The organism is Streptomyces sp. NBC_00454, assembly GCF_041434015.1.
In the GTDB taxonomy this organism is placed as follows: domain Bacteria; phylum Actinomycetota; class Actinomycetes; order Streptomycetales; family Streptomycetaceae; genus Streptomyces.
In genome coordinates this window covers 5,627,697-5,653,497 of sequence record NZ_CP107907.1, presented here as the reverse complement: position 1 = coordinate 5,653,497, position 25,801 = coordinate 5,627,697, and the positions used below count along the sequence as shown (strand labels likewise).

The following is a 25,801-nucleotide window of genomic DNA, read 5'->3' as shown; positions in this document are numbered from 1 at the left end:
GCCGAATGGTCAATCGATACATCGACACCGAGATCGAGACGCTCGCCGAATTCGACCGGGTCGTGGCCCGCGGCTCGCTCAGCGGGTACCGGATCCAGTCGGTGAACCTGCTGGAGCGCACCTTCGCCCTGCTGTCCGCCGACACCTCCGCGGCCGTGTTCCTGGGCTGCGCGATGGAGCCCGACGCCTCGGTGAAGGTGCGCGCGGACGGCGCGCTGGTCTTCCAGCCCGTCCCCGACCTGCCGTTCAACCCGTACCGGGGGCTGCTGTACACGGCGGAGGAGTTGTTCTCGGGCCTCTCCGGCGGCTACGAGGCCACCCCTGACGCCGAGGCCTACGCCTGGTTCCAGGAGACCAAGGCGGACGGGGACGTCTTCTCCTCGATGCTGCGTTCCATCCACGACGACGCCATCTCCGACGCCCTCGACGAGCACCTCGACGGCGCCCGCGTGGTCGGTGTGATGGGCGGCCACGCCATGGCCCGCGGCGGCGCCGAGTACCGGGGCGCGGCCGAGCTCGGCCGGGCGCTGACCCGCTCCGGGCTGACCGTGGCCACCGGCGGCGGTCCGGGCGCGATGGAGGCGGCCAACCTCGGCGCCTACCTCGCCGGAGCCCCCGACGAGGCCCTGCCCGAGGCCCTGGAGGTCCTGGCCAAGGTCCCCTCCTTCGCCCCGTCGGTGTCCGACTGGGCGCGGGCGGCCTTCTCCGTGCGCGAACGCTGGCCGGCCGGACCGGGCGGCGACTCGGTGGGGATCCCGACCTGGTTCTACGGGCACGAGCCGCCGAACGCCTTCGCCGGCCACATCGCCAAGTACTTCGCGAACGCCATCCGGGAGGACGGGCTGCTCGCCCGGTCCAACGCCGGCGTGGTGTTCCTGCCGGGCGCCGCGGGCACCGTCCAGGAGATCTTCGACAGCGCGACGCCGAACTACTACGGATCCCGGGGCAAGCCCACCCCGATGATCCTCGTCGGACGCACCCACTGGACCGAGCACCTCCCGGCCTGGCCGCTGCTCCAGGCCCTGGCGCGCGGCCGCGCGATGGAGTCCCGGATCGCTCTCGTGGACTCCGTGGACGAGGTTCCGGCGGTACTCGCCCAAATGTCCTGACCCCGCCAGGCAACTTCTCGGGCCCTCCACTCGTCTGGCAGAGGTACGCACACCGCAAAACCTGCCAGACGTGAACGGAGCCCCCGGGTGCTCATAGGCCTGCTGACCGCGATCGCGGCATCCATCTGTTACGGCACGGGATCCGTCCTGCAAGCCGTCGGCTCCCGGCGGGCGGCCCGGACGACCCCGGCCGCCGCGGGAGTCACCCAGCATGGCGGCCCGAACCTCTCCTCCACCGCGAAAGCCGCGATGACCTGGGAGTTCATCGTCGGCACCATCCTGGACTTCGTGGGCTTCGGCCTGGGCGCCATGGCGGCCCGCCTGCTGCCGCTGTTCCTCTCGCAGACCGTCATCAGCGCCAACCTGGTGATCACGGCCGTGCTGAGCGTGAAGATGCTCGGGATCCGGCTGACCCGCAAGGAATGGACCTCGATCGGCGTGGTCTGCACCGCGCTGATCCTGCTGGCGACAGCCGCGGGCCACGAGGGCGGGCACCACGCTCCGGCGGCCACGCACTGGTGGCTGCTGGGGGTGACCCTGCTGATCATCATCGGCGGCACGGTGGCGGTGCGTTTCCTCGGCGCCCGCGCCGCGATCCTGGCGGGCCTGCTGTCGGGTCTGGCCTTCGGCGCACTGGGCGTCGGGGTTCGCATCCTCAACGGCATCGAGCCCTTCTCGCTCGCAGCACTGCTCTCCGACCCGGCGCTCTACGCCATCGTCGTGGCGGGGGCCGGCGGCATGTACCTCCACACGGTGGCACTCCAGATCGGCTCGGTGAACGGGGCCACCGCCGCCCTGGTGGTCGGCGAAACCGTCCTGCCGGGTGCGATCGGCGTGCTCTGGCTGGGTGACGCCTCCCGCCCCGGCATGGCCTGGCTGGCGGTACTCGGCTTCGTCCTCGCCGTCACCGGCGCGGTGGCGGTGGCCTGGTACGGGAACCACGGGGAGCCCGAAGCCGCTGCGGAACCGGAGAAATCCAGCCTCGCCGGCGTTTGAGGCGCGGGGGTCCGGGGGCAGAGCCCCCGGTTTCGGGAAGGGGCGGGGTGGGGAACGGCTCCGCGCAGCGGCGCTAAGCCCCCGGCAGCACGACCACCTCGGCCGGGGCGAAGCCCACCGCGACCCGGTCTCCGACCGCAGGCGCTCCCACCAGAGCGCACTCGGCCTCCAGCACCGGCCCCGCCGCCGGCCGCAGCAGCAGCGCGACGTGCGTCCCCCGGAAGGTCCGCGAGATGACCTCGCAGCTCAGGCCGTCCGCTCCCAAAAGAACCCCCGCGGGCCGGATCAGCATCTTCCGCTCCCCCTGCGGGGACCCGGCCGGCACCGGGACCTCCCCCCACGGGGTCGAGGCGACACGACCGGCCACCATCCCCGGAACCACGTTCTCGAAGCCCAGGAACCGCGCCACGAACTCCGAGGCCGGCCGCTCCCAGACCTCCAGCGGAGTCCCCGCCTGCGCGATCCGGCCGTCCCGCATCACGACCACCCGGTCGGCCAGGGCGAACGCCTCCCCCTGATCGTGGGTGACGGCCAGCACGGTGGTCCCCAGGCGGGAGAACAGCCCCTGCAGCTCCACGACCAGGCGCTCGCGCAGCCCGCGGTCCAGCTGGCCCAGGGGCTCGTCCAGCATCAGGAGCCGCGGGGACGGAGCCAGTGCCCGCGCCAGCGCGACGCGCTGCTGTTCGCCGCCGGAGAGCGAGGCCACCGCGCGGCCCTGGGCCCCGGGAAGCCCGACCAGCTCCAGCAACTGGGCGACCTGGCCCTCGTAGGCCGCCTTCGAGGAGCCCCGCATTCGCAGTCCGAACGCGACGTTCCCGCCCACGTCCCGGTGCGGGAACAGCTGGTGGTCCTGGAACATCAGGCCCACCCCCCGCCGGTGCACGGGCACTGCAGCCTGGTCGGCGCCGCCGAGCAGCACCCGGCCGCCCGAGACGCGCTGGAGCCCGGCCACGACCCGCAGCAGGGTGGACTTGCCGCTCCCGCTCGGCCCCAGCACGCACACGGTCTCGTGCTCGGCGACCTCCAGGTCCACGGCGTCCACGACCGCACGTTCACCGAAGCGGACCGACACCCCTTCCAGCTGAAGCAGGGTCATCAGAACTCTCCGGAAGTCTTGTCGGGCCGCAGGCGCTCCAGCAGCAGCAGGGACACCGCGCACACCAGCATCAGGATCGTGCTCAGGGCCATCGCCTGCCCGTAGTTCATCTCCCCTGCCCGGCCCAGCAGCCGCGCCACGGCGACCGGCAGCGTCGGATGGTCGGGCCGTGCGATGAAGACGGTCGCCCCGAACTCCCCGAGGGACACCGCGAAGGCGAAGCCCGCCGCGATCAGCAGGGCCCGGCGCACCATCGGCAGGTCGACCTCGCGCCAGGCCCGCAGCGGCGAGGCCCCGAGCACGGCGGCGGCCTCGCGCAGCCGCCCGTCCACCGCGCGCAGTACGGGCAGCATGGTCCGTACGACGAAGGGCACGCCGACCAGCGCCTGCGCCAGCGGCACCAGGATCCAGGAGGTCCGCAGGTCCAGCGGGGGCTTGTCGAGGGTGATGAGGAAGCCGAAGCCGACCGTCACGGCGGACACCCCGAGCGGCAGCATCAGCAGGGCGTCGAAGCCCCGTACGAAGCGGCCCCCGCGGCGGGTCAGCGCGGCGGCCGCGAGCCCGCCGATGACCAGCGCGATGGCGGTGGCGGCGAGGGCGTACTGGAGGGAGTTCCAGATGGCCTCCAGCGGTGGCACCAGGAACGTTCCGCCGCCGGCGCCCACTTGCTGGAGCGCCCGGTAGAAGCCGAATCCGTAGCCCCCGGGGGCGTCCAGCGAGCGCTCGACCAGCACGGCCAGCGGCGCCACGATCAGCAGCAGCACCGTCAGCAGTACACCGCCGAGCAGGGAGCGCTGCGCCCAGCCGCGCGGCCGGTGCGTGGTGCGCCCCGGATCCACGAGCCGCAGCGCGGTCTCCCGCTTGCGCACGGTCCAGGCGTGCACGCCGAGGATCGCTCCGACGGCAAGGAATTGCACCATCGTCAGCACGGCGGCCGTCGGCAGGTCCAGGAGCTGCGCGGTCTGCCGGTAGACCTCCACCTCCAGGGTGGAGTACGCGGGCCCGCCCAGGATCTGCACGACGCCGAAGGAGGTGAAGGTGAACAGGAACACCATCAGCGAGGCGGCGGCCACCGCCGGGGCGAGCGCGGGCAGCGTCACCCGGCGCCAGGCGGCGAACCGCCCGGCGCCCAGCACCCGGGCGGCCTCCTCCTGGCGCGGGTCCAGCTGCGCCCACAGACCGCCGACCGTGCGGATGACCACGGCGTAGTTGAAGAAGACGTGCGCGAGCAGGATCGCCCAGACCGTCGTGTCGAGGCGGATCCCCCACACCTCGTCGAGCAGGCCGTTGCGGCCCACGAGGGCCAGGAACGCGGTGCCGACCACGACGGTCGGCAGCACGAACGGCACGGTGACGAGCGCCCGCAGCAGTTGTTTGCCGGGGAACTCGAAGCGCGCGAAGACGTACGCGCCGGGGAGTGCGATCAGGAGCGTGAGCGCCGTGGACGCGAGCGCCTGCCAGGTGGTGAACCAGAGCACTTCACCGATGTCGGGCCGGGTCAGCACCTCGCCGATCCGGCCGAACTGCCAGCCGTCGTCGGTCTTGAGCCCGCGCCCGACGATCGCGGCGACGGGATAGGCGAAGAACAGCCCGAAGAAGACGAGCGGCACGGCCATCAGACCGAGCCTGACGGCCGTGGCCCGCCCGCTCTCCTTGGCAGGAGCACTCGCGGGAGCACTCACTCGGCTCACGCGTCCGGCTACTTGACGACGAGCGTGGACCAGGTCTTGACCCACTGGTCACGGTTCTTCGCGATGGCGTCGGGCGCGACCGTCTCCGGCTTCTCGATCACGACGCCGTGCTTGGTGAACAGCTCCGGCAGCTTCGCGTCCTTGGTCACCGGGTTCACGAACATCTGGAGCGGCATGTCCTCCTGGAACTTCTTGGAGATCAGGAAGTCCAGGAGCGCCTTGCCGCCCGCCTCGTTCTTCGCGCCCTTGAGCAGGCCCGCGAACTCGACCTGGCGGAAGCAGGTGCCGGTGGCGACGCCCGTGGGGGCCTCGGCCGGCTGAGGCTCGCCGTAGAGCACCTCGACCGGCGGGCTGGAGGCGTAGGAGACGACCAGCGGGCGGTCGCCCTTGGCCTTCTTGCCGCCCGCCGAGCCGGAGAAGCGCTCGTTGTAGGCCTGCTCCCAGCCGTCGACGACCTCGACGCCGTTGGCCTTGAGCTTGCTCCAGTAGTCCTTCCAGCCGTCGTCTCCGTACTTGCCGACGGAGGCGAGGAGGAAGCCGAGGCCGGGCGAGGAGGTCGCGGCGTTCTCGGTGACCAGCAGGTTCTTGTACTCCGGCTTGATCAGGTCGTCCAGCGTCTGCGGCGGGGCGATCTTCTTGTCGGCGAAGTAGGCCTTGTCGTAGTTGACGCAGATGTCACCGGAGTCGATCGGGGTGACCCGGTGCTCCTTGTCGAGCACGAACTCCGGCTTCACGTCGGCCAGGCCCTTGGCCTCGTACGGCGTGAAGATGCCGTTGTCGAGGGCGCGGGAGAGGAGCGTGTTGTCCACGCCGAAGAAGACGTCGCCGCGCGGGGAGCCCTTGGTGAGGATCTCCTGGTTCAGGGCGGCGCCGGCGTCGCCCGACTTGAGGACCTTGACCTCGTAGCCGCTCTGCTGCTGGAACTCCTTGAGGACCGCGTCGGTCACGTTGAAGGAGTCGTGCGAGACCAGGGTGATCGTCTTGGACTTGGGCGCGTCGCTCGCGCCGGACGCGGACTTGTCCTTGGCGTCGCCGCCACAGGCGCTGAGCGTGGTGACGCCCAGCGCGGCCGCGAGCGCGACGCCCGCGATCTTCTTGGTGGTGCTCACTGGTGATTCCTCCTGGGATGTCCAGGAGAAGACGCGGCCCTGCCCGGCGCTCTGTGGAGCGGACGCCGGGCAGGGCGCAACAGCTTGAGTGGTGACCGAACTTCCTACCCCGAATGACCGGGGCGAGGTTCAGAGGGTCTGCGGTGACGGTTACCGCACTCTCAGCGCTGTGGCGCTCCCCTGTCGGAATATGAAGTTTGTTCGGCCACAGAGTACCCCGCGGCCGATTGCAAACCTTAATTGGCGGAAATCAGCGCTCCGACGCGGCGAGCTGCCCGCACGCGCCGTCGATCTCCTGACCACGGGTGTCGCGTACGGTCACGGGCACACCGTGGCGGGCGATGGCCTCCACGAAGGCCTTCTCGTCCTCGGGGCGCGAGGCGGTCCACTTCGAGCCGGGCGTCGGGTTCAGCGGGATCAGGTTGACGTGTACCCGCTTGCCCTTGAGCAGCTTGCCGAGCAGGTCGCCGCGCCAGGCCTGGTCGTTGATGTCGCGGATCAGGGCGTACTCGATGGAGATCCGGCGGCCGGACTTCTCCGCGTACTCCCAGGCCGCACCGAGCACCTCGCGCACGTTCCAGCGGGTGTTCACGGGGACCAGGGTGTCGCGCAGCTCGTCGTCCGGCGCGTGCAGCGAGACGGCGAGACGGCACTTGAAGCCCTCGTCGGCGAAGCGCAGCATGGCCGGGACCAGGCCGACGGTGGAGACGGTGATCCCGCGCTGGGACAGGCCCAGGCCGTCGGGCTCCGGGTCGGTCAGGCGACGGATGGCGCCGACGACGCGGTTGTAGTTGGCGAGCGGCTCGCCCATGCCCATGAAGACGATGTTCGAGAGCCGGGCCGGGCCGCCGGGCACCTCTCCGTCGCGCAGGGCTCGCATGCCGTCGACGATCTGGTGGACGATCTCGGCGGTGGACAGGTTGCGGTCGAGACCCGCCTGGCCGGTGGCGCAGAACGGACAGTTCATGCCGCAGCCGGCCTGCGAGGAGATGCACATGGTGACCCGGTCGGGGTAGCGCATCAGCACGGACTCGACGAGCGTGCCGTCGTGCAGCTTCCACAGGGTCTTGCGGGTGGTGTCGTCATCGCAGCTGATGTGCCGGATGACGTTCATCAGGTCCGGCAGCAGCTCCTGCTGGAGCTTCTCGCGGGACGCCGCGGGGATGTCGGTCCACTCGGCCGGGTCGTGCGCGTACCGGGCGAAGTAGTGCTGCGAGAGCTGCTTGGCCCGGAACGGCTTCTCACCGATCGCGGCGACGGCCTCCCGGCGCTCCTCGGGCGTGAGGTCGGCGAGGTGCCGGGGCGGCTTCTTCGCTCCACGGGGGGCGACGAAAGTGAGCTCTCCCGGAACAGGGCGGGCCATGGCAGGTACTCCTTGTAAGACGAAAGGCGCGCCGCAGAAGCAGCGCGCCTTCCAAGAGTAACCGCCCGGCCTGTACGGGCGCCTTCTCGCAGGTCAGCCGGTGCCGACGAACGCCGCCAGCAGCAGCCACACCACCGGAGCCGTCGGAAGCAGCGAATCCAGCCGGTCCATGATCCCGCCGTGACCCGGCAGCAGCGTGCCCATGTCCTTGATCCCGAGGTCCCGCTTGATCATCGACTCGCCGAGGTCGCCCAGCGTGGCGCTGACCGCGACCGCGAAGCCCAGTACCAGGCCCTGCCACCAGGAGCCCCCGTCGATCAGGAACTCCATGCACAGCGCGCCGGCCCCCATCGCGAAGGCCACCGCTCCCAGGAGCCCCTCGCGGGTCTTGCCGGGGCTGATGCGCGGGGCGAGCTTGGTCTTGCCGAAGCGCCAGCCGACCGCGTAGGCCCCGGTGTCGCTGACCACGGTCAGGACCAGGAAGGTGACGACCCGCTGCGGTCCGTCGTCGGCGGTGAGCAGCATCGCGACGAAGGTGGCCAGGAAGGGGACGTAGAACGCGGCGAAGACGCCGGCCGTGACGTCCTTGAGATAGTCCTCGGGCGGCTCGGTCATCCGCCAGACCAGGACCGCCAGCGCGGTCAGGGCCATCGCCACCCAGGCACCCTCGGCGCCGCGGACGTACCCGGCGATGACCATCGCCGCGCCGCCGATCGCGAGCGGGACCAGGGGGGCCTTGATGCCCTTCTTCTCCTGGAGCCGGGAGGTGAGCTCCCACAGGCCCACGACGACCGCCACGACGACGACGCCGACGAACACCGCCTTGACGATGAACAGGGAGGCGAAGATCACCGCGCCGAGGCCGACGCCCACCCCTATGGCGGCGCGCAGGTCCCGCCCCGCACGCTTCTTCTGCGGCGGAGAGGAGTCCTGCGGGGCCTGCGAAGGCGGGGGCGGCGGGGGGCTGGGCATGGGCTCCTGCGGCGGCGTTTCGGCGCGGAAGAGGGAGCCGCCGTCAGCGGCGGCCCCCCGATCGCGTGCTTCCCGGTCGTCGAAGTCACGGCCGGCGGCATCGGGCACGATGGGCATGGGCCGAGTGTGCGGGCCCGCCTGCGCATCGTATGCGGGACCCGCCGGAACCGGCTCCGGCTGCCAGGAAGTGTCGTTCATCAGACTTCGAGGAGCTCGGCTTCCTTGTGCTTCAGGAGCTCGTCCACCTGCGCGACGTACTTCGCGGTGGCGTCGTCGAGCTCCTTCTCGGCGCGGCGCACCTCGTCCTCGCCGGCCTCCTTGTCCTTCACCATCTTGTCGAGGGTGTCCTTCGCCTTGCGGCGAACGGCGCGGATGGAGATCTTGGAGTCCTCGGCCTTGGTCTTGGCGACCTTGATGTACTCCTTGCGGCGGTCCTGCGTCAGCTCGGGGAAGGTCACCCGGATGATGCGGCCGTCGTTGCTGGGGTTGACGCCCAGGTCGGAGTCGCGGATGGCCTGCTCGATGTTGCGCAGGGCCGACGCGTCGAAGGGCGTCACGATGGCCATGCGCGGCTCGGGCACCGCGAAGGACGCGAGCTGGTTGATGGGCGTGATGGCGCCGTAGTACTCCGCCACGATCTTGTTGAACATCGCCGGGTGCGCACGGCCGGTGCGGATCGCCGCGAAGTCTTCCTTGGCGACGACGACGGCCTTCTCCATCTTCTCCTCGGCCTCGAGGAGGGTTTCTTCGATCACCACGTGCTCCTGCATATCAGAAATGGATGGTTCAGGCGGGCGGAGCCGGCTCGCGCCCGGCAGGGCGCGAACCGGCAGCGGTGTGCTCGGCCCGGAGTGCTCAGGCCCGGGTGCCCTGGTCGCTCACGAGCGTGCCGATCTTCTCACCCTTGACCGCGCGGGCGATATTGCCCTCGGCGAGCAGCTCGAAGACGAGGATCGGCAGCTTGTTGTCGCGGCACAGCGTGATGGCGGTGGCATCGGCGACCTTGAGGTCGCGCGAGAGCACCTCGCTGTACTCCAGCGCGTCGAACTTCACCGCGTCCGGGTTCTTCTTGGGGTCGGAGTCGTAGACCCCGTCGACGCCGTTCTTGCCCATGAGCAGGGCTTCCGCGTCGATCTCCAGGGCACGCTGGGCGGCCGTGGTGTCGGTGGAGAAGTAGGGCATGCCCATGCCTGCGCCGAAGATCACGACGCGGCCCTTCTCCAGGTGGCGCACGGCGCGCAGCGGGATGTACGGCTCGGCGACCTGGCCCATGGTGATGGCCGTCTGGACGCGGGAGTCGATGCCTTCCTTCTCCAGGAAGTCCTGGAGGGCGAGGCAGTTCATGACGGTACCGAGCATGCCCATGTAGTCGGACCGGGCCCGGTCCATGCCGCGCTGCTGGAGTTCGGCGCCGCGGAAGAAGTTGCCGCCGCCGATCACGACGGCGATCTCCGATCCGTCGCGGACCACCGCGGCGATTTCACGCGCGATGGCATGGACGACGTCGGGGTCGACGCCCAGTCCTCCGCCACCGGAGAAGGCCTCGCCCGACAGCTTCAGCATGAAGCGGCGGCCCTTCTTGTCCTGGTCGCTCTTGTCGTCGGAAGCGGTGTGGGGGTCCACGCCCTGATTCATGGAGATCTCCTCGTGCACATACGAAGAAGGCCATTGCCGGTGGGTCCTCGCGGTTCCCTCTACGGCAATGGCCTCCTCGTCAGATCTGCGGTCGCCCTGCGCGAACGCGGGCGACTGCTTCAGACCCTACCGGGGTCCGGTGTCCGTCGCGTACGGACGGACTCAGATGCCGACCTTGATGCGCGAGAAGCGCACCAGGTTGACACCGGCCTCGTCCAGAATCTTCTGGACGGACTTCTTGGCGTCCAGGGCGTAGGCCTGGCCAAGCAGGGTGTTGTCACGGAAGAAGCCGTTGACGCGACCCTCGACGATCTTCGGCAGGGCAGCCTCGGGCTTGCCCTCCGCGCGGGTGACCTCTTCGGCCACGCGACGCTCGGACTCGACGACCTCGGCCGGCACGTCCTGGGCGGACAGCCACTTCGGCGCGAACGCGGCGATGTGCTGCGCGACGCCGCGGGCGACCTCGGCGTTCTCCTTGTCGAGCTCGACCAGGACGCCGATCTGGAACGGCAGGTCGGGCATCGTGCGGTGCATGTACGCCGAGACGTAACCGCCGGTGAACTGCGCGAAGCGGTCCAGGACGATCTTCTCGCCGAGGTTGGCGTTGGCCTCGTCCACGAACGCCTGCACGGTCTTGCCGGGCTCGATCTCGGACGCCAGGAGCGCCTCGATGTCGGCCGGGGACGTGGCGGCGATGTGCTTGGCCAGCTGCTCGGTGACTGCCTGGAACTTCTCGCCCTTGGCGACGAAGTCCGTCTCGCACTTCAGCTCGACGAGAACACCGGAGGTGTTGTCCTCGGAGATGATCGAGACGACCGCACCGTTCTCGGCAGAACGGCCTTCGCGCTTGGCGACGCCCTTCTGACCCTTGATACGGAGCGCCTCGACGGCCTTGTCGACGTCACCGTCGGACTCGACCAGCGCGTTCTTGCAGTCCAGCATGCCGACGCCGGTGAGCTCGCGGAGCTTCTTGACGTCAGCGGCGGTGTAGTTCGCCATGAGTCTGTGATTCTCTCTCGAAGTCGTAGATCTACGGGTGAACGGCGGAGGAGGCGCGCTCGTGGCGCGGCCCTCCCCCGCCGTCATCGTCCGTGCTGTGAGTGCCCGGCGCGTGAACGCCGGGCGCTCTCAGTGGGTCAGGCCTGCTCGGCGTCGGCGGCCGGAGCCTCGACGACGGCCTCGGCGACAACCTCGGCGGCCGGAGCAGCCTCGGCCTCGACCTCGACGGCGGGGGTCTCGACAGCGGCCTCGGCCGGAGCGGCCTCAGCGTCATCGGCCTTCTTCTCGCCCTCGAGCAGGTCGCGCTCCCACTCGGCGAGCGGCTCGGCAGCGGCCTTCTCGCCCGGCTTCGAGTCGCCAGTGGCGGCACCGGAACGGGCGATGAGGCCCTCGGCGACGGCGTCGGCGATCACGCGGGTGAGCAGGGTGACGGAGCGGATCGCGTCGTCGTTGCCCGGGATCTTGTAGTCGACCTCGTCGGGGTCGCAGTTGGTGTCGAGGATCGCGACGACCGGGATGTGGAGCTTGCGCGCCTCACCGACGGCGATGTGCTCCTTCTTGGTGTCGACGATCCAGACGGCGCTGGGGACCTTCGACATCTCGCGGATACCACCGAGGGTCTTCTCCAGCTTGATCTTCTCGCGAGAGAGGACCAGGAGCTCCTTCTTGGTGAGACCCGAGGCGGCGACGTCCTCGAAGTCGATCGCCTCAAGCTCCTTCAGACGCTGGAGGCGCTTGTAGACGGTGGAGAAGTTGGTGAGCATGCCACCCAGCCAGCGCTGGTTGACGTACGGCATACCAACGCGCGTCGCCTGCTCGGCGATGGCCTCCTGGGCCTGCTTCTTGGTACCGACGAACATGATGGAACCGCCGTGGGCGACGGTCTCCTTCACGAACTCGTAGGCGCGGTCGATGTACGACAGCGACTGGAGCAGGTCGATGATGTAGATGCCGTTGCGCTCCGTGAAGATGAAGCGCTTCATCTTCGGGTTCCAGCGGCGGGTCTGGTGACCGAAGTGGACGCCGCTTTCCAGCAGCTCCCGCATCGTTACGACGGCCATGGCCATCTCCTTGTTTCTCGGTTTGGTTCCTGACGCCCCTGTCGCGCCCTGCCCCCGAAGAAGGGGACCGAGAGACGCTGTCACCCGGCTGCCTGAGCGGCCGGTGCTGGGGCGTGCGAAGTCGACCCGGTGACCCGGATCGCCACAAGAAGTGTACGGGACCCGGCGGTATGCCGGGTGACGTGCTTTTCCACAGCCGCCCGGCTGTCCACAGGCCCGGCGGCGGGCCGCTCGCGGGCGGGACCCTGAGCACCATGACGACGCTCTTCCTCACCCTGCTGCTGACCCTGTCCCTCACCTCCGGGACCCCCTGGAGCCCCGGCGCGCGACCCCTTCCGGCCCCGCTGACGGTGATCCGCTGGTGGGATCCGCCCCCGACCCCGTACGCGGCGGGCCATCGGGGGGTGGACCTGGCGGCGCCGGTGGGCGCGGAGGTACGGGCGGTGGGTCCGGGCCGGGTCCACTACGCCGGCCCGGTGGCCGGGCGCGGAGTCCTCTCCCTCACCCTGCCGGGCGGCCTGCGCACCACGTACGAACCGGTCCGCCCGCTGGTCGTGGAGGGCGAGGAGGTCACGGCGGGCCAGCCGGTCGCCGTCCTTGACGACGGCCGCCACTGCCCGGGGCAGCCCTGCCTCCACTGGGGCCTGCTCCGGGGCGAGACCTACCTCAACCCCTTGACCCTCGTCCCGAGACCCGCTCCCCGGCTGCTCCCGCTATCCGCCGACGCCCCGCAGGGCCATCGCCACGGCCGCATCGGTGATCACGGAGGGATCCTCGCCCGAGGCCGCCTCGATCCGGCGGACGGCGGCGTCGACCACCCCCTGCAGGAGCATCGCCGCCAGTCTCGGTTCCTTCTGGCCCAGCGCCGCCAGGGCTTCCACGATCATCGCGATCAGCCCCCCGTGGGCCGCACGGATCTTCTCCCGCGCCCCGGCGTCCAGCTCACTGGCCGAGATCGCCACCACCGCACGGTGGCGCCGGTCTCCCACCAGCCCCAGCTGGCTCCGTACATAGGCCTCGATCTTCGCCTCCGGCGACGGGGCCTCGGACATCGCCGCCTCGATCTCGGCGGCCCACACGGGAAAGTCCACCGCGCAGAGCTCTTCGACCACGGCCGCGCGGGAGCGGAAGTACTCGTACACCGAAGACCGGGCGAGGCCGGTGCGCTCGGCGAGGGCGGGGAAGGTCAGCGCTTCCGTCCCCCCTTCTGACAGCAGGGAACGCGCGGCGTCCAACAGGGAGCCGCGCTGCATCGACCGGTGCTCGGCCACGGAGGCCGCTCGAATCCTGGGCACGCATCCACTCTACGGACGTACCGCAAGGCCGTCCCACCCTCAGCGGCCGACGTCCGCCAGCTTCGCCCGCAGCTGCAGTACCGACTTGGTGTGGATCTGGCTGACGCGGCTCTCCGTGACGCCGAGGACGTTGCCGATCTCGGCGAGCGTGAGGCCCTCGTAGTAGTAGAGGGTCACCACCGTCTTCTCCCGCTCGGGCAGCGTGTTGATGGCCCGCGCGAGCAGCCGCCGCAGCTCCCGGTCCTCGGCGACCTCGACCGGGTTGTCGGCGGCGGTGTCCTCCAGGGTGTCCATCAGCGAGAGCCGGTCGCCGCCCTCACCGCCGGCGTGCAGCAGCTCTTCCAGGGCGACCACGTTGGCCAGCGACAACTGGCTGAACACCGCGTGGAGTTCCTCCACCGCGATGCCCATCTCCCCGGCGACCTCGTTCTCGGTCGGGGTGCGCCGCAGCTGGGCCTCCAGCGTGGCGTAGGCCCGCTCCACGGCCCGCGCCTTCTGCCGCACCGAGCGGGGGATCCAGTCCAGCGCCCGGAGTTCGTCGATCATCGCGCCCCGGATCCGGGTGATCGCATACGTCTCGAACTTGATGGACCGTTCGATGTCGAACTTCTCGATGGCGTCGATCAGTCCGAAGACCCCGGAGGAGACGAAGTCGGCCTGTTCCACATTGGGCGGCAGGCCGACGCTGACCCGGCCCGCCACGTACTTCACCAGGGGAGAGTAGTGCAGGATCAACTGCTCCCGCAGCCGCTCGTCGGCCGTCTCCTTGTACGAGCGCCAGAGCACCTCCAGGGACGAGGGCGCGGTGGACCGCTCGCCGGCTCGTGCGGCGGGGGGCACCGCAGCGCGGTCAGACCCTGAGGTGTGCTGGGGCATGCTTCGCCTTTGCCGGAGCCGGATTCCTTGGGAGCGTAGCGTGACGGAAGTGTCGCGGTGCGCGAAGGGTACGGGATCGAGCGGGCCCGCAAAGGCGTCCCGACTCGCGCGGGCGGCCCGGGACCGGCGCCTGGCGCACGGTCCCGGCGAGTGCCACCGGGAGGACCGCGTCTCTCATCGGCTTCACTCTTCCACCGGAACGCCCCAGGTCAACGACCGCCTCGCCGGGTGGCTGCGGTTTGTGTGCCTCCTCCCCGCCGCGGCCTGGTCAACTGCCATCCGTCGCCCTGCCGTTCGACGAACCCCAGAGAGTGAAGTTCGTACAGTCTGCCGATGACTTCATCGACGGCGGTGCCCGCGGCGAGGGCCACCTCCTCCGGGTCGGCGAGCCGGCCGGCCGGAAGGGCTTCGAGCACCCGCAGGGTGCCGGGATCCAGCAGGTCCCGGGCGATCACCGGGCCGCGCCGCTCGGGAGCCAGCTCGCCCATCTCGCCGACGAGCTCGATCACCTCCGCGGCGTCCGTGACCAGCACCGCCTCCCCGCGCAGCAGCTCGTGCACCCCGGCCGAGAGCCCGCTCGTCGCCGGGCCCGGGATCCCCATGGTGAACCGCCCCAGCGCCTGGGCCCGCCGGGCGGTGACCAGGGATCCGCTGCGGTGGGCCGCCTCCACCACGACCGTGCCCCGGGTCAACGCGGCGTTCTCTGGGGGTTCAGAGGTCGTGGTGTGACGTTGCGTTAAGCCTCTCGTTGGGTTTTCTGCAACGGTTCTCGGGGGGTGTGGCTCTGCGGCAGATCGTTGCTATCAGCTCGTGGAGTGGGAGTGAAGTGCAGGCATTTCGTGTGGTGCTGCCGTCCGGCACCAAGTACTGGACTGTGGTCGATGAGGACTACGGGGTGGTTCAGGAAGCTGACCGGTTCCTGCGGGAGACCCGGTTGGCGCGGGGGCGGGCGGAGTCGACAACGAAGGCGTACGCCGAGGGTGTCTCCTTGTTTCTGAGGTGGTGCGAGGCCACGGGGAGGGACTGGCGGACTGCGGCCCGTGAGATGGGACTGTTCATGCTCTGGCTGAAGTGGACGCCTGGCCGAGGAGGCAAGAGCGCCTCGGCCGTGGTGCCGGGGCCTGGGTCGAAGCCGGTCCGGCAGGAGATCCGGGTCAACAAGGTCCTCACGGCGGTGCGGATGTTCCTGCTGCACGGCGTGACGGAGAGGACGGTGCCGGGCTGGGTGCTGGAGCAGATCTACGAGGTTGGCGACACGCGTGATCTGCCCGTCGCGGCTCAGGGCGAGAGCGGCGGGATGCGGTTGCGACTGCGGGCCCGGCACCGGGTTTCGGAGCCGGAGACGGACATCGACCGGGCCAGCGACGAGGAGGTCGTGGCGATGTTCAAGGCATGCCGCTCGGCCCGCGACCGGCTGACGGTGTTGCTTCTATCCCGGGTCGGCCTGCGGCCCGGGCAGGTCGCGGGCCTGCACCGCAGCGACCCGCATCTACTGATGGACGCCCGGCCGCTGGGCTGCGACCTGGAGGGCGCCCACGTTCATATCGTCCGGCGGCAGAACGAAAACGGCGCTTGGTCGAAGTCGAAGAAGCCCTGGGCGATGCCTGTTGATTTCCTGGTGGTCCAGGCTTTCGACCAGTACGCGCTGGAGCGGCACGAGCGGCTGCCGTCAGGGGGCAGTGACTTCCTGCTGGTCAACCTGTTCCGCCCGCCCTACGGCGATCCGGTCACGACGGAGGCGATCGGCGAGCTCTGCGAGTCGTTGTCCCGGCGGGCAGGACTGGGTCGTCTGGTCACGCCGCGTATGTGCCGGCACGCGATGGCCAGCAACATCGTGGATGCCGGCGGCACCCTGGACGAGGTCCAGGCCCTCCTCGGCCAGAAGGACCCGAGCTCGCCGCGGCCTTACCTCCACCCCAGTCGGGCACGGCTGCGGGACGCGGTCGAGCGGGTGCCCTCTCCTCGCCTACGGGTCACGGAGGAGGGCCAGTGACTGCCATCCATGCAGCGGTCGCAGCGCTGCCTGACTGCCCCCCTGGTGGCCTGCGGGAGGCCACCAGCCAGGAGTTCTTGGAGCTCATGCGGTGGGATCCGCAGATCCGCCTGCTGCACATCCCACGAGGTCATCCCCAGTTCAGCGCTCCAGATTGCCTAATCGAGGGGTGCGACAAGATGGTCTATTACGCCCACCAGCGAGGGCTCTGCGTGGGCTGCATGCATCGGTGGCAAGGCAGCGGCCAGGGTTTTGAGGAGTTCACGGCGACTGCGAAGCGGCTCTGGCGGGCGATCGGGGAGGTCGACTGCGAGGTTCCTCAGTGCGCCAGGGCAGGCAAGGGCAGAACGACTCCACTCTGCAGCGCACACCTCTACCAGCAGCAGCGGATCTTCAAGGTCTCGCTCGAGGAGTTCGTGCGGCTTCCTTCGACCCGACCCCTGGAGACTTTGGGGCCCTGCTACGTCGTCGCCTGTTACCGGCAGCGGCAGAGCCTTGCTGGTTACTGCAGCGGTCACAAGACGCGCCGGGCGGCTCTAATCCGGGCTGGGAAGTGGGACGGTGAGGAGGACCTCTGGCGGCGGACCACATCGGCGATCTCCCAGTCCGGTGTGATCAGCCTGCGCGGGCTGCCCGACCGAGTGGTTGACGAGATCCTCTACGGGCTGCAGGAACGGGTGCGGGAGGGGGTGATGCAGAAGGACTACATCCTGCGGCCGTTCTGCGACTGGGTTCGTGCCCAGCAGGTAGCTTCCCTAACCGAACTCGAATTGGGGACTGCCCGCAGAGCGCAGGGCGATCTAGCCAGGGGCATCCTCAAACACCTCGGCTGGTTCGGTCTCTCCCCCGAGACCGAGCGACACAAAGACATCTGGGCTGGGGTCGCGTTCGGGACGGATGGCAACATCTACTTCGACAAGATCAGCCAGCCCTGGCTGAGGGAAGCCGCGAAGGTCTGGACTCTAGACGATCTTCCTCAGCGGCGGACAAAGCACGTCCGCAGCATCGTTCAAGCCCACATCAACTCCGTCGTTCAGCTCTCGGTAAGCCTGCGCATCAACCGCCCCGACGGCGGGAACGATGTCCGATCTGTTTTCCGCGACGATGTGGTCCTCTTCCTCCACCGCCTGGTGCTCCTCACCGAGCGGGAGGAGATGAGCCCTTCTGCCCATGTTCGGGTGATTCGGTCGCTTAAGCAGCTGCTGGCACGCATGCGGACGCTGGGCCTGACCCAGCCCGGACAGCCTCTGCACGGTCTCTGCGACTCCTTCGCCTTCCGCCCCGAGGACGTTCCCGACGAGCCTGAGGACAGCGAGGCCGGCCGCGATCTTCCCCCCGAGGTGATGGCCCAGCTCTGCGAGCATCTCGACAGTCTCGGAGCCAAGGGCGCCCCGGAGATCCGCACCACGGTAGAGCTCATCATCGACACAGGCCGACGCCCCGACGAGATCTGCCGCCTTCCCTACGACTGTCTCGAGCGGGACGGCGACGGCAAACCCGTGCTCGTCTATGACAACCACAAGTCCGCCCGCAAAGCCCGCCGTCTGCCGATCAGCGGCGCGACCGCCGCCGTGATCATCGCTCAGCAGGAACGGACCCGGGCCAGGTTCCCGAACACGCCCGTCCACCAGCTCAAGCTGCTGCCGACCACCCTGGCCAATTCGACGGGCACCAAGCCGTTGCGGTCTGAATGGGTCACTACCCGTCACCGGTCCTGGGTGGACTCCCTGCCTGAGTTCCTGGTCCCGACCGTGGTCGAGGTCGATGGCCGCCCAGTCACGAAGATGCTGCCGTTCGACAAGGCGAAGATTTTCCTCTACGCCTACCGACACAGCTACGCCCAGCGTCACGCAGATGCTGGCGTCCTCCCAGACGCCCTGCGGGCCCTCATGGACCACCGCCAGCTCAGTACCACGCAGCAGTACTACCGGGTGAACGAGCAACGGAAGCGGGAGGCGGTCGACCGAGTCACAACCATGCAGTTCGACCGACATGGCAACCGCGTCTGGCGCCAGGCCCAGCTCGTCCTCGACTCCGAGCACGCCCGGCGGGCCATCGGAGAGGTCCAGGTGCCATATGGCCTCTGCACCGAACCGACCAACGTCGCGGCCGGCGGGCACGACTGCCCCGTCCGGTTCCGCTGCGTCGGATGCTCCCACTTCCGCACCGACGTCTCCTACCTCCCCGACCTGGAGGCCTACCTCGCCGACCTCCTGCGCGGTCGGGAACGGCTCGCCGCGTTCGCCGCGGACTCGTGGGCGAAGGCCGAGGCCATGCCCTCCGACGAGGAGATCACCCGGGTCCGTCGGCTGGTCAAACGCGTCCGCGACGATCTCGAAGACCTCACGGACGAGGACAAGATCCAGATCAAGGAGGCCGTAACCGTCGTCCGCCGCACCCGCCGCGTCGTCTCTCTGGGCCTGCCCCGGATCGGGCCGCCCGAGGCCCTCCGCCCCGGAAGGCCCACCGGATGACCAACCCCATGATCGACGGGATGCGGGCCGACTCCGCCCGCCGCCGCGAGCGCGTCCTCAAGGCCATCGACACAGCGGTGAAGGCCGGCGGGGACATCACCGTCTCCGGCCTTGCTCGCGCGGCCCGGGTCGACCGCACATTCCTCTACCGCCATCCCGACCTGCTCGAACGAGTGCACGTCGCCGCCAGCACCCCCGTCGAGGACGGACGGATGGCGGCGGTCAGCCGGACGTCGCTCCAGACCGACCTCGTGAACGCGCTGGAAGCCAACAAGCGCCTCAACACACGGGTCCGACAGCTGGAGAAGCGCCTGTCCTCCCAGCTCGGCGAGAGCGTCTGGGCGGAATCCGGGCTCGGCGCCCCGGTCGACATCGACCAGCTCCAACGGCGGATCGCCCTGCTCGAACAGGAACTTGCTGGGAAGCGGGGCGAGCTCGACGAACGGACGGAGGAGCTGGAGGCCGCCCGAGCCGCCAACCGGGAGCTGACCCGTTCCCTGAACCACCGGCCCTGACCCGCTGACGTCACAGCGCTACTTCCCGGGGGCCTGTCGGCCCCCGGGAAGCAACAACCTCAGACCTAGACCTCGTTGGCGGCGCCGATGAGGTCGATGACCTTGCGCCGACCCCGAAAAGATCATGAAAATTCTTCGGATTCGACTGTCGGGATACAGGGCCTTCTCGCATCTATAGAACATGAGACACCGTCCCAACCCCGTCCGCACCCACACTCGGGCGCGCGACCTCTACCCGCCCGCCCCCGCAGGGGTGAATGGGTGAGCCTGTTCAGGCCTAAGGGCGACCCCATGCCCGAGGCCGACATCGAGAAGCTCATCGACGAGCTCTGGGGCGACCGAGCGTTCATCGGCAAGCTCACCTGGACTGCCGCAATCACCCTGGGTCGCGACGATGCGTTCGTCAACGACATGGTTCAGCTCGCGGCCGCCACACTCGTCGACGAGCTTCGCCTCGGCACCAAGATCGAAAAACCCCGCGCCTGGCTCACCATGGTGGTCCTCAACAACGCGCGCCGCGTGCTTCGCGAGCGCGCGAGCCGCCCCCAGGACCCGATCGAGGGGTTCGACAGGGGCGGGTCATCCCCTGAGGACATCGTCGCGGTTCGCGAGATCCTCCGGGTGATCCGCCACCACCTGCCCGACAAGCCGCGGTCGTGCATCTCTCTGCACATCGTCGGGTTCTCCGACAGAGAGATCGCGGACACGCTCGGGATCCAGAAGGACAGCGTGGTGAGAAACATCGAGCGGGCCAGAGCCCGGATCAAGCGCTACCACGTCGAGCCCGACCTGTTCCCCCTCTACGTCCGGATCGCAGGAGGCGAAAAATGATCAGTTGCAACGGCTGGGTCTTCTTCATCGTGGTGATCATCATGGTCATCGTCTGGGTCGTCCTCTCGGCCGGCCCCTCGCCCACCCTGGGCATTCGCGCCCGGCAGCGCGGGTCCCGCCTCAGGTCTCCTCGGAGCGCAACGGAGGATGCCGCGTGAAGAATCGACGCAACTCCCGGCGGCCGGCCTGGACTGGCGACCTTGACGCACAGCTCGACCTCATCAAGGCCACTGCTCAGCAGCCATCGCCTCCTACCGCCGATGAAAATGCGACGGCGAACATCATGTGGATCGCCGATGGCCTCACGGCGCAGAGGAGGGAGCGCAAGGTCCGGCTGCTCCGCCTGGGCGCAAATCTTCCCCTCTTCGCCGCCATGGTGATCGTGATCCATTGGTCCGTCACCGGCGCCAGCCTCATTGCGACGGTTACCCCTCTGCTCCACATCGCCATCCGCAGCCTGCTGACCAGGCCCTCTAGCGGAGGACCCGAAGAACTGAGCGGGGCCAAGCAGACAGAGCGGCAGGCCTAGCGAAGGCCCGCATCACCTCACCGCAGCATCACTCACTGAAGGGTCCTGGAAGCTTCACCATGTCAACTCGTGCCGGTTTTGCACTAATTGCTGTCGCTTTCATCATTGCGGGTGGTGGGTTCGCCGGCATCGTCACCTACCTCTTCAACCGGGATGCCAGCACATCCGCTGGCGCCACAGGCAACACGGAGGCGGTGAACAAGGGCGTGCTCGCCGCCTCGACGACCGTGCTGATCCTGATCGCCATCTTGACCTTCTTCGTCATGGCAGGCGGCCTCGAAAAAGCCTAAGGGCACCGGCTCGCGGCGAATCTAATTCAGAGATACCAGGTCGTTAAATCATTCAGGCTGAGGGGGTCTTAGCACTGCGGCGTCGTGTAGGCATGGCCGTCGTGTGCGTCCAGCTCGGCCCACGCGGGCTTAACCCGACCCTCTAGCAGCTGGATCATCTCCTCAGTCGAGCGACCGATGACGCGGGAGACATGACAGAGGACGGCACTCGTGTAGTTGGCCAGGATGACGATGAAATCCATCGAGGCTGCGAAACCGTACTTACGGTCAATCTCGAATAGCACCTCAGCCTGAGAAGGCTTCGCATCGGGGGCGAAGAACGGCCGGAGCGTAGCCGGAACGTACGCCCATAGGACATCTCCCGGTTTGAGCGATCCGTCAAAGGCCATCTCAACTGTGTGCTGAGCCGAGAACGCCTGGAGGATCTCGACCTGGTCAAGCATGCTCAGCTCAGACAGCATCGTGGTTGCTTCTCCCGCCGCGCAGGCCAGGTCCATGACCAGCCGCTGCAGTCCAACCACATCGAACCGTTTGATGCAGTCAGCAAGTAGCGCCACCTCAGGCGCCTGTGCCCGCGGACGCCCCTCACGGTTCATACCTGCTTGGATCAGAGGTACGACATACCCGGTGGGATTGCCCAAGACCTCATGCCGTTCCACTGTCGTCCCCTTACCTCTGACTCCAGACAGCGAGACCAACGACAGCAGGCTCCCAACGTTGCTGCGCCACGCATGGCTGTCTCACAGAGAGTCGATGGTTCAGGGTGGAGCGGCCGTGGTTGAGGGGGAAGACGAGGGGCGGCTCGCCCAGATCTCACCGAGGAAGGCTCGGCGAAGCTCCTGAGGCGGATAGATGATTCAGCACATCACGGGCGAAACGCGAGATTCCCAGCGTGTTCCTCCCACCCCAGTCTTTTTCCCAGTGGTCGCCATACATGAGGATGACAGCGCTCTTCGCTCTCGTAAGGCCCACGTAGAAGGCCAACCGGTCTTGCCTAAGCCGGTCCGGCGGCGGCTGCGGGAATGTCTTCGTTTTTCGATCCCAGAATCGGCTCGGCATAATGCCATCCACTAGACCGGGAAGAATCACAACCTGCCACTCTCTACCCTTAGCAGAATGATATGTAGTGAGAGCTACCTTCCCAGTCCTTAGCTCACCCGCCGAAATATCGACCAGAGTCAGGGTGTTATCGATGCAGCATTCCTTGAAATCTCTGATGCTGTCGATATCGAGTCGGCGTGGACTGGCCTGCGCTATTTCAGTCAGCCCTAGATTGCCGACAAGGCCATCAAGCCACTCGAGGGTCTCAGGGACCTCCCCCGCCGAGTTCAGCCGCACAAGGGATGCGATTATCTCAGATACGGATCTGTACGGAATTGCCTCTAGACCGCTGCCCCGTCGAAGTGCGCCATACGTAGAAACTAGCTCACTAACCGTTTGAACAGCGTCTACAGATGACTCCTTGCCGATCGCCGGCTGGTAACCCGATACGACTCTAGCGGCGCACGCGCGAATAAAATCAGCCACCGGGCCGGAGGGGAGAAGTTCATCTCGCTCATGAACATAGTCGACAGATCCGAACGAAAACTCGCTTAGCAGTGCCGTAAGTAGCCGACCCTTACGCGGGTAGAGTACTGCAATCTCGTGAGCTGGCACCCCCGAAGCAGTGAGCTCCAGAATCTTCTGGACCACTATCTGCGAATGCCGCTGCAACCCGCTACGAACCTCAATTGGCTCGATTACTCCGTGGTCCGCACGGTCCTCGCGAGCCCGGTGGTCGCGTTTCTCTCCGAGGACAGCGTGGCTCGCTGCGATAATCGCTCGCCCACTGCGATAGTTCACCTTGAGTGTGACTGGATGGAATCTTTCCGTGAGCTCGTTCAGGTATCGCGGATCGGCACCTGTGAACCCCATGACGGTCTGATCAGGATCACCGAAGGCGGAGATCTGTATGCCAGCCGAGTCATTGAGCAAAGTGACTAGTCCGTGCAGGACTGGCCCAAGGTCCTGATATTCGTCAACCACAATATTCGGATACTTCGCAGCGACAAGCTGAGCTACGCGTGGATTCTCAACAAGCAGCGAGAGAGAGCTTGAGACCATCAGGTCGAAATCGGTAAATCCCCTGCTGCTCATCTCACTCTCAAAAATCCGAACAGCCTCAACCATCGGATCGCCGGGCTCTCCGATATCGCCGACTGCGAGTCGGCGCCGCGCCTTCGTGAAGGCGGGGCGCTCATATTTGGCAATAAGCATTACGCCGGCGCGCTGGAAGGACTCCTCCAGGAGGTTCATCCACTCCTTGGACTTTTCGTCTAGGACGGTCAGCCGATCCGGATGACACCTCCCCACTAGGGTCGAGTAGGGGCGCAAAATGTTTGACAAACACCAAGAGTGGAGGGTTCCGGCCGTCAGTCTGCCACTCGCAGAGATCCCCAGCCTCGCAAGCCGCTCACTGATCTCTCTGGCGGCGTGGTTGGTATAGGTGATTGCAGCCACTCCACGGCCGCTCGACTTTTCAGTATCAAGAAGGAATCCGACCCTGGCCACGAGCGTGCGCGTCTTGCCCGATCCCGGTCCAGCGAGAACTACGAGGTCACCATCATGTGTGGCAGCCTCTTGCTGGTCCTCATTGAGCGCCAGTATCTCGCGGGCCAGAACTGGACGGACTCGTAGGTCTTTTGTCACCGAGCCTCCGGAGTCACAAGCGCCGGGTTTTCCTCGAACAGGCCGTAGTTCCTGACCTGTCGGGACACATGATCCAATGCGCTGATCAGGTATCCATAGGTCGAGTCCGTGAACAACTGCTCGTTAAACCTGCAGGGTTCGCCGGCTGGCAGCCACTCCGAAGGGATCCGTCCACGCATCGCGTCACGGAAGCTAGCCAGCCCATCCTGCTCTACATGGTGAGCCAAGCGCTGCGCAAAGCGACCTTTAGTGATGGAGTCAACACGGAGAAGTAGCTGCTTTTGATGCGAAGCGTCGCCCTTGCTCAGACCTTCGATAGCCGTCTCGAACTTTCCCTTGAGGTTATCCGAAACGTCACTGAACTGGTTATGCGCTTTGACCATGTGCGGACCGAGCAACGGGGCCAAGTCCACTTCCAGAGTCTTCGGTCCCATGAATACGCCAACCTTGGCGGCTTCCAGCCTCAGTTCTAGGGTGGCGGACTCTGGGTCCTTGGCCAAGAAATCTTCCACCCTCTGCGTGAACTCGCCGACGGCAGCACCGTTCATTAGCTTGGCTGCCCGACTCAACCCGTAGTGAAGGTATTCCCCCTTCTTGTTGGTCGGGTCACCGTCCGTAAGGATCACGTGGGGAATGTCCAGCGAGTCTTCACCCAGCAACTGGCGGAAGGGAAAGAAGTCCGTCCCAGCAATATTGGCGACGATAACCCCGTAGGCATCCAAGTTGAACCCTAGGGCCTGCGCAATAGCAGGGACCAGGTAAACCTCAGCGATACCTTCAACCAAGATCGCCGCCGAGCAGAAGAGTACTTCTGCTCTACTGACGTCGAGGTAGCGCTCCAAGTCCTCTTTTTCATCGACCGAGAAATTGGCGCGTGACGTATAGGACGCCCTCGTAGATCCGTCAGCGGCCTTCCGCAGGAGGATCAACGAGTCCAATCGCGACACCGCCGCAATGTGCGGGCTGTGAGTCGTGACCATGAGCGACGCTTCTTCATGAAGCAGGTGACTGAAAACTTGCCGCTGCAAGACCGGGTGCAAGTGCGCCTCTGGCTCCTCGACACCCAGGATCGTGTCAACAATTGTGCCGGACTCCTTGCGGAGCCGGGAACGCTCCAGAAGCAAGGCGAGGTAGAGAATGTTGGCATTCCCGGTCGACGCATCAGAGACACTTCGCGTCCCAGCCCGATCCATGAATAGGCGTAGGGACCTGAGTAGTCGATCCGGATCGCTCGACGCAAATCCGAAGCTCGGAGCGATATCGGTACGCTCACCTGCCATAGACGCGAGTCGATTCGACAATTCTTCGGCAAGCTGGCCAATTTCAGGCTCGCGGACCAGTGTCTCCATAGCCGTCGCGACTTCTTCAGCAGCGTTGGTCAGCGCAGCCTGCTGCGGACGTCGCAATTCGAGTAGGTCCTGCAGAGGCGAGTCTCGCCACCTAGAAAGGTCGCCTACCGCATCGCGCAATGCTTGCAGGACCGTAAAGTTGATGTCGCGGCGAATTCGCTTTCCATCCCGGTCTCCGTCAATCCCTGCCGAGATGTCCCACGTGTAATCGTCCCGAGTTAGCGGCCTTCCGGCAGATTCAGCCACTGAGGCTAGCGGCTCAAAGACGTAGACCAACCGGGCAGTGAGCGGATCAAGGCCGGAAAAGCAGCCGTCAAGCGACGCCTCCGCCGCGAGCTCCCCCGCGAAATCGGTGATGTCGACCTCAATGCGAACTGTGACACCCTCCGAGTAGCTACTTTCAGATGCTTCACACACATCCTCGGGACGAAGGCGCCGCGCCGAGTCAGAGAGATCGGGGTCAAGCACAATACGCAAAGCCCTCAAGAAGTTCGTTTTGCCGACACCGTTCTCGCCCACGATGACCGCCGAGGGCGGAAATGGATCAATCAGGAGCTTCTGAAAGTTCCTGTAATTTTCGATAAGGACCCGACTAATCCGCATGCCTGTACCCGCCCCACCTGCGCGACTGACTGAGGGCCACCCTAAGCCTGAGTAGCACGACAAGTCCCGAAATCTCTCAGATCGCCGGCCGCCCGGCGCCGCACCAACGGAGCTTCAGCGACACCATCGACGCCGCCCTGCCCGCTACATCCCGATTGAGTCGATTCAGTCCAGCGGGTGACCAGCGATGCTCGTTCGCGAAGCCGGCTCGCAGCAGGGCGTCCCCCAACTGGGCGATGGCACCACACCTGTCGTGCTGGTTAGCCTTGCCTCGTAGTGCCCTGAGCTGCAAGGACCCTTAAGACGCAAGCGGCGCGGCCGAGCATC

23 protein-coding genes, 2 pseudogenes and 1 riboswitch are annotated in these 25,801 nt (G+C 67.2%); of the genes and pseudogenes, 10 read left to right on the top strand and 15 right to left on the bottom strand.

From position 1 onward, the window contains the following. Positions 1-5 precede the first annotated feature (5 nt). On the top strand, positions 6-1,109 hold the full coding sequence (locus tag OHU74_RS26245) for an LOG family protein (protein WP_371618130.1): 1,104 nt from the start codon (positions 6-8) through the stop codon (positions 1,107-1,109). Between the two features lie 87 nt (positions 1,110-1,196). Then, the gene (locus tag OHU74_RS26240) at positions 1,197-2,105 is read left to right on the top strand and encodes a hypothetical protein (protein WP_371618129.1); all 909 of its coding nucleotides are present in this window, start codon (positions 1,197-1,199) and stop codon (positions 2,103-2,105) included. Positions 2,106-2,178: 73 nt separating this feature from the next. Here OHU74_RS26240 and OHU74_RS26235 read toward each other — a convergent pair whose 3' ends face one another. From OHU74_RS26235 to rpsB, 9 genes are all read right to left on the bottom strand, one after another. After that, the gene (locus OHU74_RS26235) at positions 2,179-3,201 is read right to left on the bottom strand and encodes an ABC transporter ATP-binding protein (RefSeq protein ID WP_371618128.1); all 1,023 of its coding nucleotides are present in this window, start codon (positions 3,199-3,201) and stop codon (positions 2,179-2,181) included. Beyond that, on the bottom strand, positions 3,201-4,817 hold the full coding sequence (locus tag OHU74_RS26230) for an ABC transporter permease (RefSeq protein WP_371619816.1): 1,617 nt from the start codon (positions 4,815-4,817) through the stop codon (positions 3,201-3,203). Before OHU74_RS26230 ends, OHU74_RS26235 begins: the two co-directional genes overlap by 1 nt. Before the next feature lie 83 nt (positions 4,818-4,900). Then, positions 4,901-6,001 carry a thiamine ABC transporter substrate binding subunit gene (locus tag OHU74_RS26225; protein WP_371618127.1) on the bottom strand — a complete coding sequence of 367 codons (1,101 nt, stop codon included), beginning with the start codon at positions 5,999-6,001 and terminating at the stop codon, positions 4,901-4,903. An 83-nt stretch (positions 6,002-6,084) separates the two neighbouring features. Next, positions 6,085-6,193, bottom strand: a riboswitch (TPP riboswitch). A 58-nt stretch (positions 6,194-6,251) separates the two neighbouring features. Further along, a complete protein-coding gene (rlmN, locus tag OHU74_RS26220; RefSeq protein WP_356512024.1) occupies positions 6,252-7,364 on the bottom strand; it encodes a 23S rRNA (adenine(2503)-C(2))-methyltransferase RlmN in 1,113 nt (370 codons plus the stop codon). A 93-nt stretch (positions 7,365-7,457) separates the two neighbouring features. Beyond that, positions 7,458-8,534: a phosphatidate cytidylyltransferase gene (locus tag OHU74_RS26215; RefSeq protein WP_371618126.1), complete on the bottom strand. Its 1,077-nt coding sequence runs from the start codon at positions 8,532-8,534 to the stop codon at positions 7,458-7,460. Next, complete coding sequence (frr, locus tag OHU74_RS26210; protein ID WP_330298816.1) at positions 8,534-9,091, bottom strand: ribosome recycling factor; 558 nt, start codon at positions 9,089-9,091, stop codon at positions 8,534-8,536. The genes OHU74_RS26215 and frr overlap by 1 nt, the downstream gene beginning before the upstream one ends. Positions 9,092-9,191: 100 nt before the next feature. Next, positions 9,192-9,971 carry a UMP kinase gene (pyrH, locus tag OHU74_RS26205; RefSeq protein WP_330298815.1) on the bottom strand — a complete coding sequence of 260 codons (780 nt, stop codon included), beginning with the start codon at positions 9,969-9,971 and terminating at the stop codon, positions 9,192-9,194. A gap of 162 nt (positions 9,972-10,133) precedes the next feature. Then, a complete protein-coding gene (gene tsf, locus OHU74_RS26200) occupies positions 10,134-10,970 on the bottom strand; it encodes a translation elongation factor Ts (RefSeq protein ID WP_371618125.1) in 837 nt (278 codons plus the stop codon). 137 nt (positions 10,971-11,107) lie between these two features. Next, the gene (rpsB, locus tag OHU74_RS26195; protein ID WP_371618124.1) at positions 11,108-12,031 is read right to left on the bottom strand and encodes a 30S ribosomal protein S2; all 924 of its coding nucleotides are present in this window, start codon (positions 12,029-12,031) and stop codon (positions 11,108-11,110) included. 170 nt (positions 12,032-12,201) lie between these two features. On the opposite strand from rpsB, the pseudogene OHU74_RS26190 reads away from it, so the two are divergent. Beyond that, positions 12,202-12,645: pseudogene (locus tag OHU74_RS26190) on the top strand (peptidoglycan DD-metalloendopeptidase family protein); the annotation flags it as partial. A gap of 99 nt (positions 12,646-12,744) precedes the next feature. Here OHU74_RS26190 and OHU74_RS26185 read toward each other — a convergent pair. From OHU74_RS26185 to OHU74_RS26175, 3 genes and pseudogenes are all read right to left on the bottom strand, one after another. Beyond that, positions 12,745-13,302, bottom strand: coding sequence for a TetR/AcrR family transcriptional regulator (locus OHU74_RS26185; RefSeq protein WP_371619815.1), 558 nt, complete (start codon positions 13,300-13,302; stop codon positions 12,745-12,747). Between the two features lie 63 nt (positions 13,303-13,365). Next, positions 13,366-14,202: an RNA polymerase sigma factor WhiG gene (whiG, locus tag OHU74_RS26180; RefSeq protein ID WP_371618123.1), complete on the bottom strand. Its 837-nt coding sequence runs from the start codon at positions 14,200-14,202 to the stop codon at positions 13,366-13,368. Positions 14,203-14,411: 209 nt separating this feature from the next. Beyond that, a pseudogene (locus tag OHU74_RS26175) lies at positions 14,412-14,900 on the bottom strand (DNA-processing protein DprA); the annotation flags it as partial. 128 nt (positions 14,901-15,028) lie between these two features. Here OHU74_RS26175 and OHU74_RS26170 point away from each other — a divergent pair. The 7 genes from OHU74_RS26170 (at position 15,029) to OHU74_RS26140 (ending at position 20,834) form a co-directional block, all read left to right on the top strand. Then, positions 15,029-16,195 carry a tyrosine-type recombinase/integrase gene (locus tag OHU74_RS26170; RefSeq protein ID WP_371618122.1) on the top strand — a complete coding sequence of 389 codons (1,167 nt, stop codon included), beginning with the start codon at positions 15,029-15,031 and terminating at the stop codon, positions 16,193-16,195. Next, a complete protein-coding gene (locus OHU74_RS26165; protein ID WP_371618121.1) occupies positions 16,192-18,669 on the top strand; it encodes a tyrosine-type recombinase/integrase in 2,478 nt (825 codons plus the stop codon). The genes OHU74_RS26170 and OHU74_RS26165 overlap by 4 nt, the downstream gene beginning before the upstream one ends. Next, positions 18,666-19,184, top strand: coding sequence for a DUF6262 family protein (locus OHU74_RS26160; protein ID WP_371618120.1), 519 nt, complete (start codon positions 18,666-18,668; stop codon positions 19,182-19,184). The genes OHU74_RS26165 and OHU74_RS26160 overlap by 4 nt, the downstream gene beginning before the upstream one ends. 291 nt (positions 19,185-19,475) lie before the next feature. Beyond that, entirely contained in the window at positions 19,476-20,015 is a 540-nt protein-coding gene (locus tag OHU74_RS26155) for an RNA polymerase sigma factor (RefSeq protein ID WP_371618119.1), read from the top strand. Beyond that, positions 20,012-20,173 carry a hypothetical protein gene (locus tag OHU74_RS26150; RefSeq protein ID WP_371618118.1) on the top strand — a complete coding sequence of 54 codons (162 nt, stop codon included), beginning with the start codon at positions 20,012-20,014 and terminating at the stop codon, positions 20,171-20,173. Before OHU74_RS26155 ends, OHU74_RS26150 begins: the two co-directional genes overlap by 4 nt. Next, the gene (locus OHU74_RS26145) at positions 20,170-20,544 is read left to right on the top strand and encodes a hypothetical protein (protein ID WP_371618117.1); all 375 of its coding nucleotides are present in this window, start codon (positions 20,170-20,172) and stop codon (positions 20,542-20,544) included. Before OHU74_RS26150 ends, OHU74_RS26145 begins: the two co-directional genes overlap by 4 nt. A gap of 59 nt (positions 20,545-20,603) precedes the next feature. Next, positions 20,604-20,834 (top strand): hypothetical protein, encoded by a 231-nt coding sequence (locus OHU74_RS26140; RefSeq protein WP_371618116.1) that lies wholly within the window; start codon positions 20,604-20,606, stop codon positions 20,832-20,834. Between the two features lie 68 nt (positions 20,835-20,902). On the opposite strand, the gene OHU74_RS26135 is transcribed toward OHU74_RS26140, so the two are convergent. The 3 genes from OHU74_RS26135 to OHU74_RS26125 all read right to left on the bottom strand — a co-directional run bounded on the left by OHU74_RS26135 (position 20,903) and on the right by OHU74_RS26125 (position 25,474). Further along, on the bottom strand, positions 20,903-21,493 hold the full coding sequence (locus tag OHU74_RS26135; RefSeq protein ID WP_371618115.1) for a hypothetical protein: 591 nt from the start codon (positions 21,491-21,493) through the stop codon (positions 20,903-20,905). A gap of 154 nt (positions 21,494-21,647) precedes the next feature. Further along, entirely contained in the window at positions 21,648-23,522 is a 1,875-nt protein-coding gene (locus OHU74_RS26130; RefSeq protein WP_371618114.1) for an ATP-dependent helicase, read from the bottom strand. Further along, on the bottom strand, positions 23,519-25,474 hold the full coding sequence (locus tag OHU74_RS26125; RefSeq protein ID WP_371618113.1) for an ATP-dependent endonuclease: 1,956 nt from the start codon (positions 25,472-25,474) through the stop codon (positions 23,519-23,521). Before OHU74_RS26125 ends, OHU74_RS26130 begins: the two co-directional genes overlap by 4 nt. Positions 25,475-25,801 lie beyond the last annotated feature (327 nt).

Bases quoted from the DNA above. Each gene is read 5' to 3' on its own strand.
- OHU74_RS26245 (WP_371618130.1), top strand. From the start codon at position 6: ATGGTCAATCGATACATCGACACCGAGATCGAGACGCTCGCCGAATTC.
- OHU74_RS26235 (WP_371618128.1), bottom strand. From the start codon at position 3,201: ATGACCCTGCTTCAGCTGGAAGGGGTGTCGGTCCGCTTCGGTGAACGT.
- OHU74_RS26230 (WP_371619816.1), bottom strand. From the start codon at position 4,817: ATGGCCGTGCCGCTCGTCTTCTTCGGGCTGTTCTTCGCCTATCCCGTC.
- rlmN (WP_356512024.1), bottom strand. From the start codon at position 7,364: ATGGCCCGCCCTGTTCCGGGAGAGCTCACTTTCGTCGCCCCCCGTGGA.
- OHU74_RS26215 (WP_371618126.1), bottom strand. From the start codon at position 8,534: ATGAACGACACTTCCTGGCAGCCGGAGCCGGTTCCGGCGGGTCCCGCA.
- pyrH (WP_330298815.1), bottom strand. From the start codon at position 9,971: ATGAATCAGGGCGTGGACCCCCACACCGCTTCCGACGACAAGAGCGAC.
- tsf (WP_371618125.1), bottom strand. From the start codon at position 10,970: ATGGCGAACTACACCGCCGCTGACGTCAAGAAGCTCCGCGAGCTCACC.
- rpsB (WP_371618124.1), bottom strand. From the start codon at position 12,031: ATGGCCGTCGTAACGATGCGGGAGCTGCTGGAAAGCGGCGTCCACTTC.
- whiG (WP_371618123.1), bottom strand. From the start codon at position 14,202: ATGCCCCAGCACACCTCAGGGTCTGACCGCGCTGCGGTGCCCCCCGCC.
- OHU74_RS26160 (WP_371618120.1), top strand. From the start codon at position 18,666: ATGACCAACCCCATGATCGACGGGATGCGGGCCGACTCCGCCCGCCGC.
- OHU74_RS26155 (WP_371618119.1), top strand. From the start codon at position 19,476: ATGCCCGAGGCCGACATCGAGAAGCTCATCGACGAGCTCTGGGGCGAC.
- OHU74_RS26150 (WP_371618118.1), top strand. From the start codon at position 20,012: ATGATCAGTTGCAACGGCTGGGTCTTCTTCATCGTGGTGATCATCATG.
- OHU74_RS26140 (WP_371618116.1), top strand. From the start codon at position 20,604: ATGTCAACTCGTGCCGGTTTTGCACTAATTGCTGTCGCTTTCATCATT.
- OHU74_RS26125 (WP_371618113.1), bottom strand. From the start codon at position 25,474: ATGCGGATTAGTCGGGTCCTTATCGAAAATTACAGGAACTTTCAGAAG.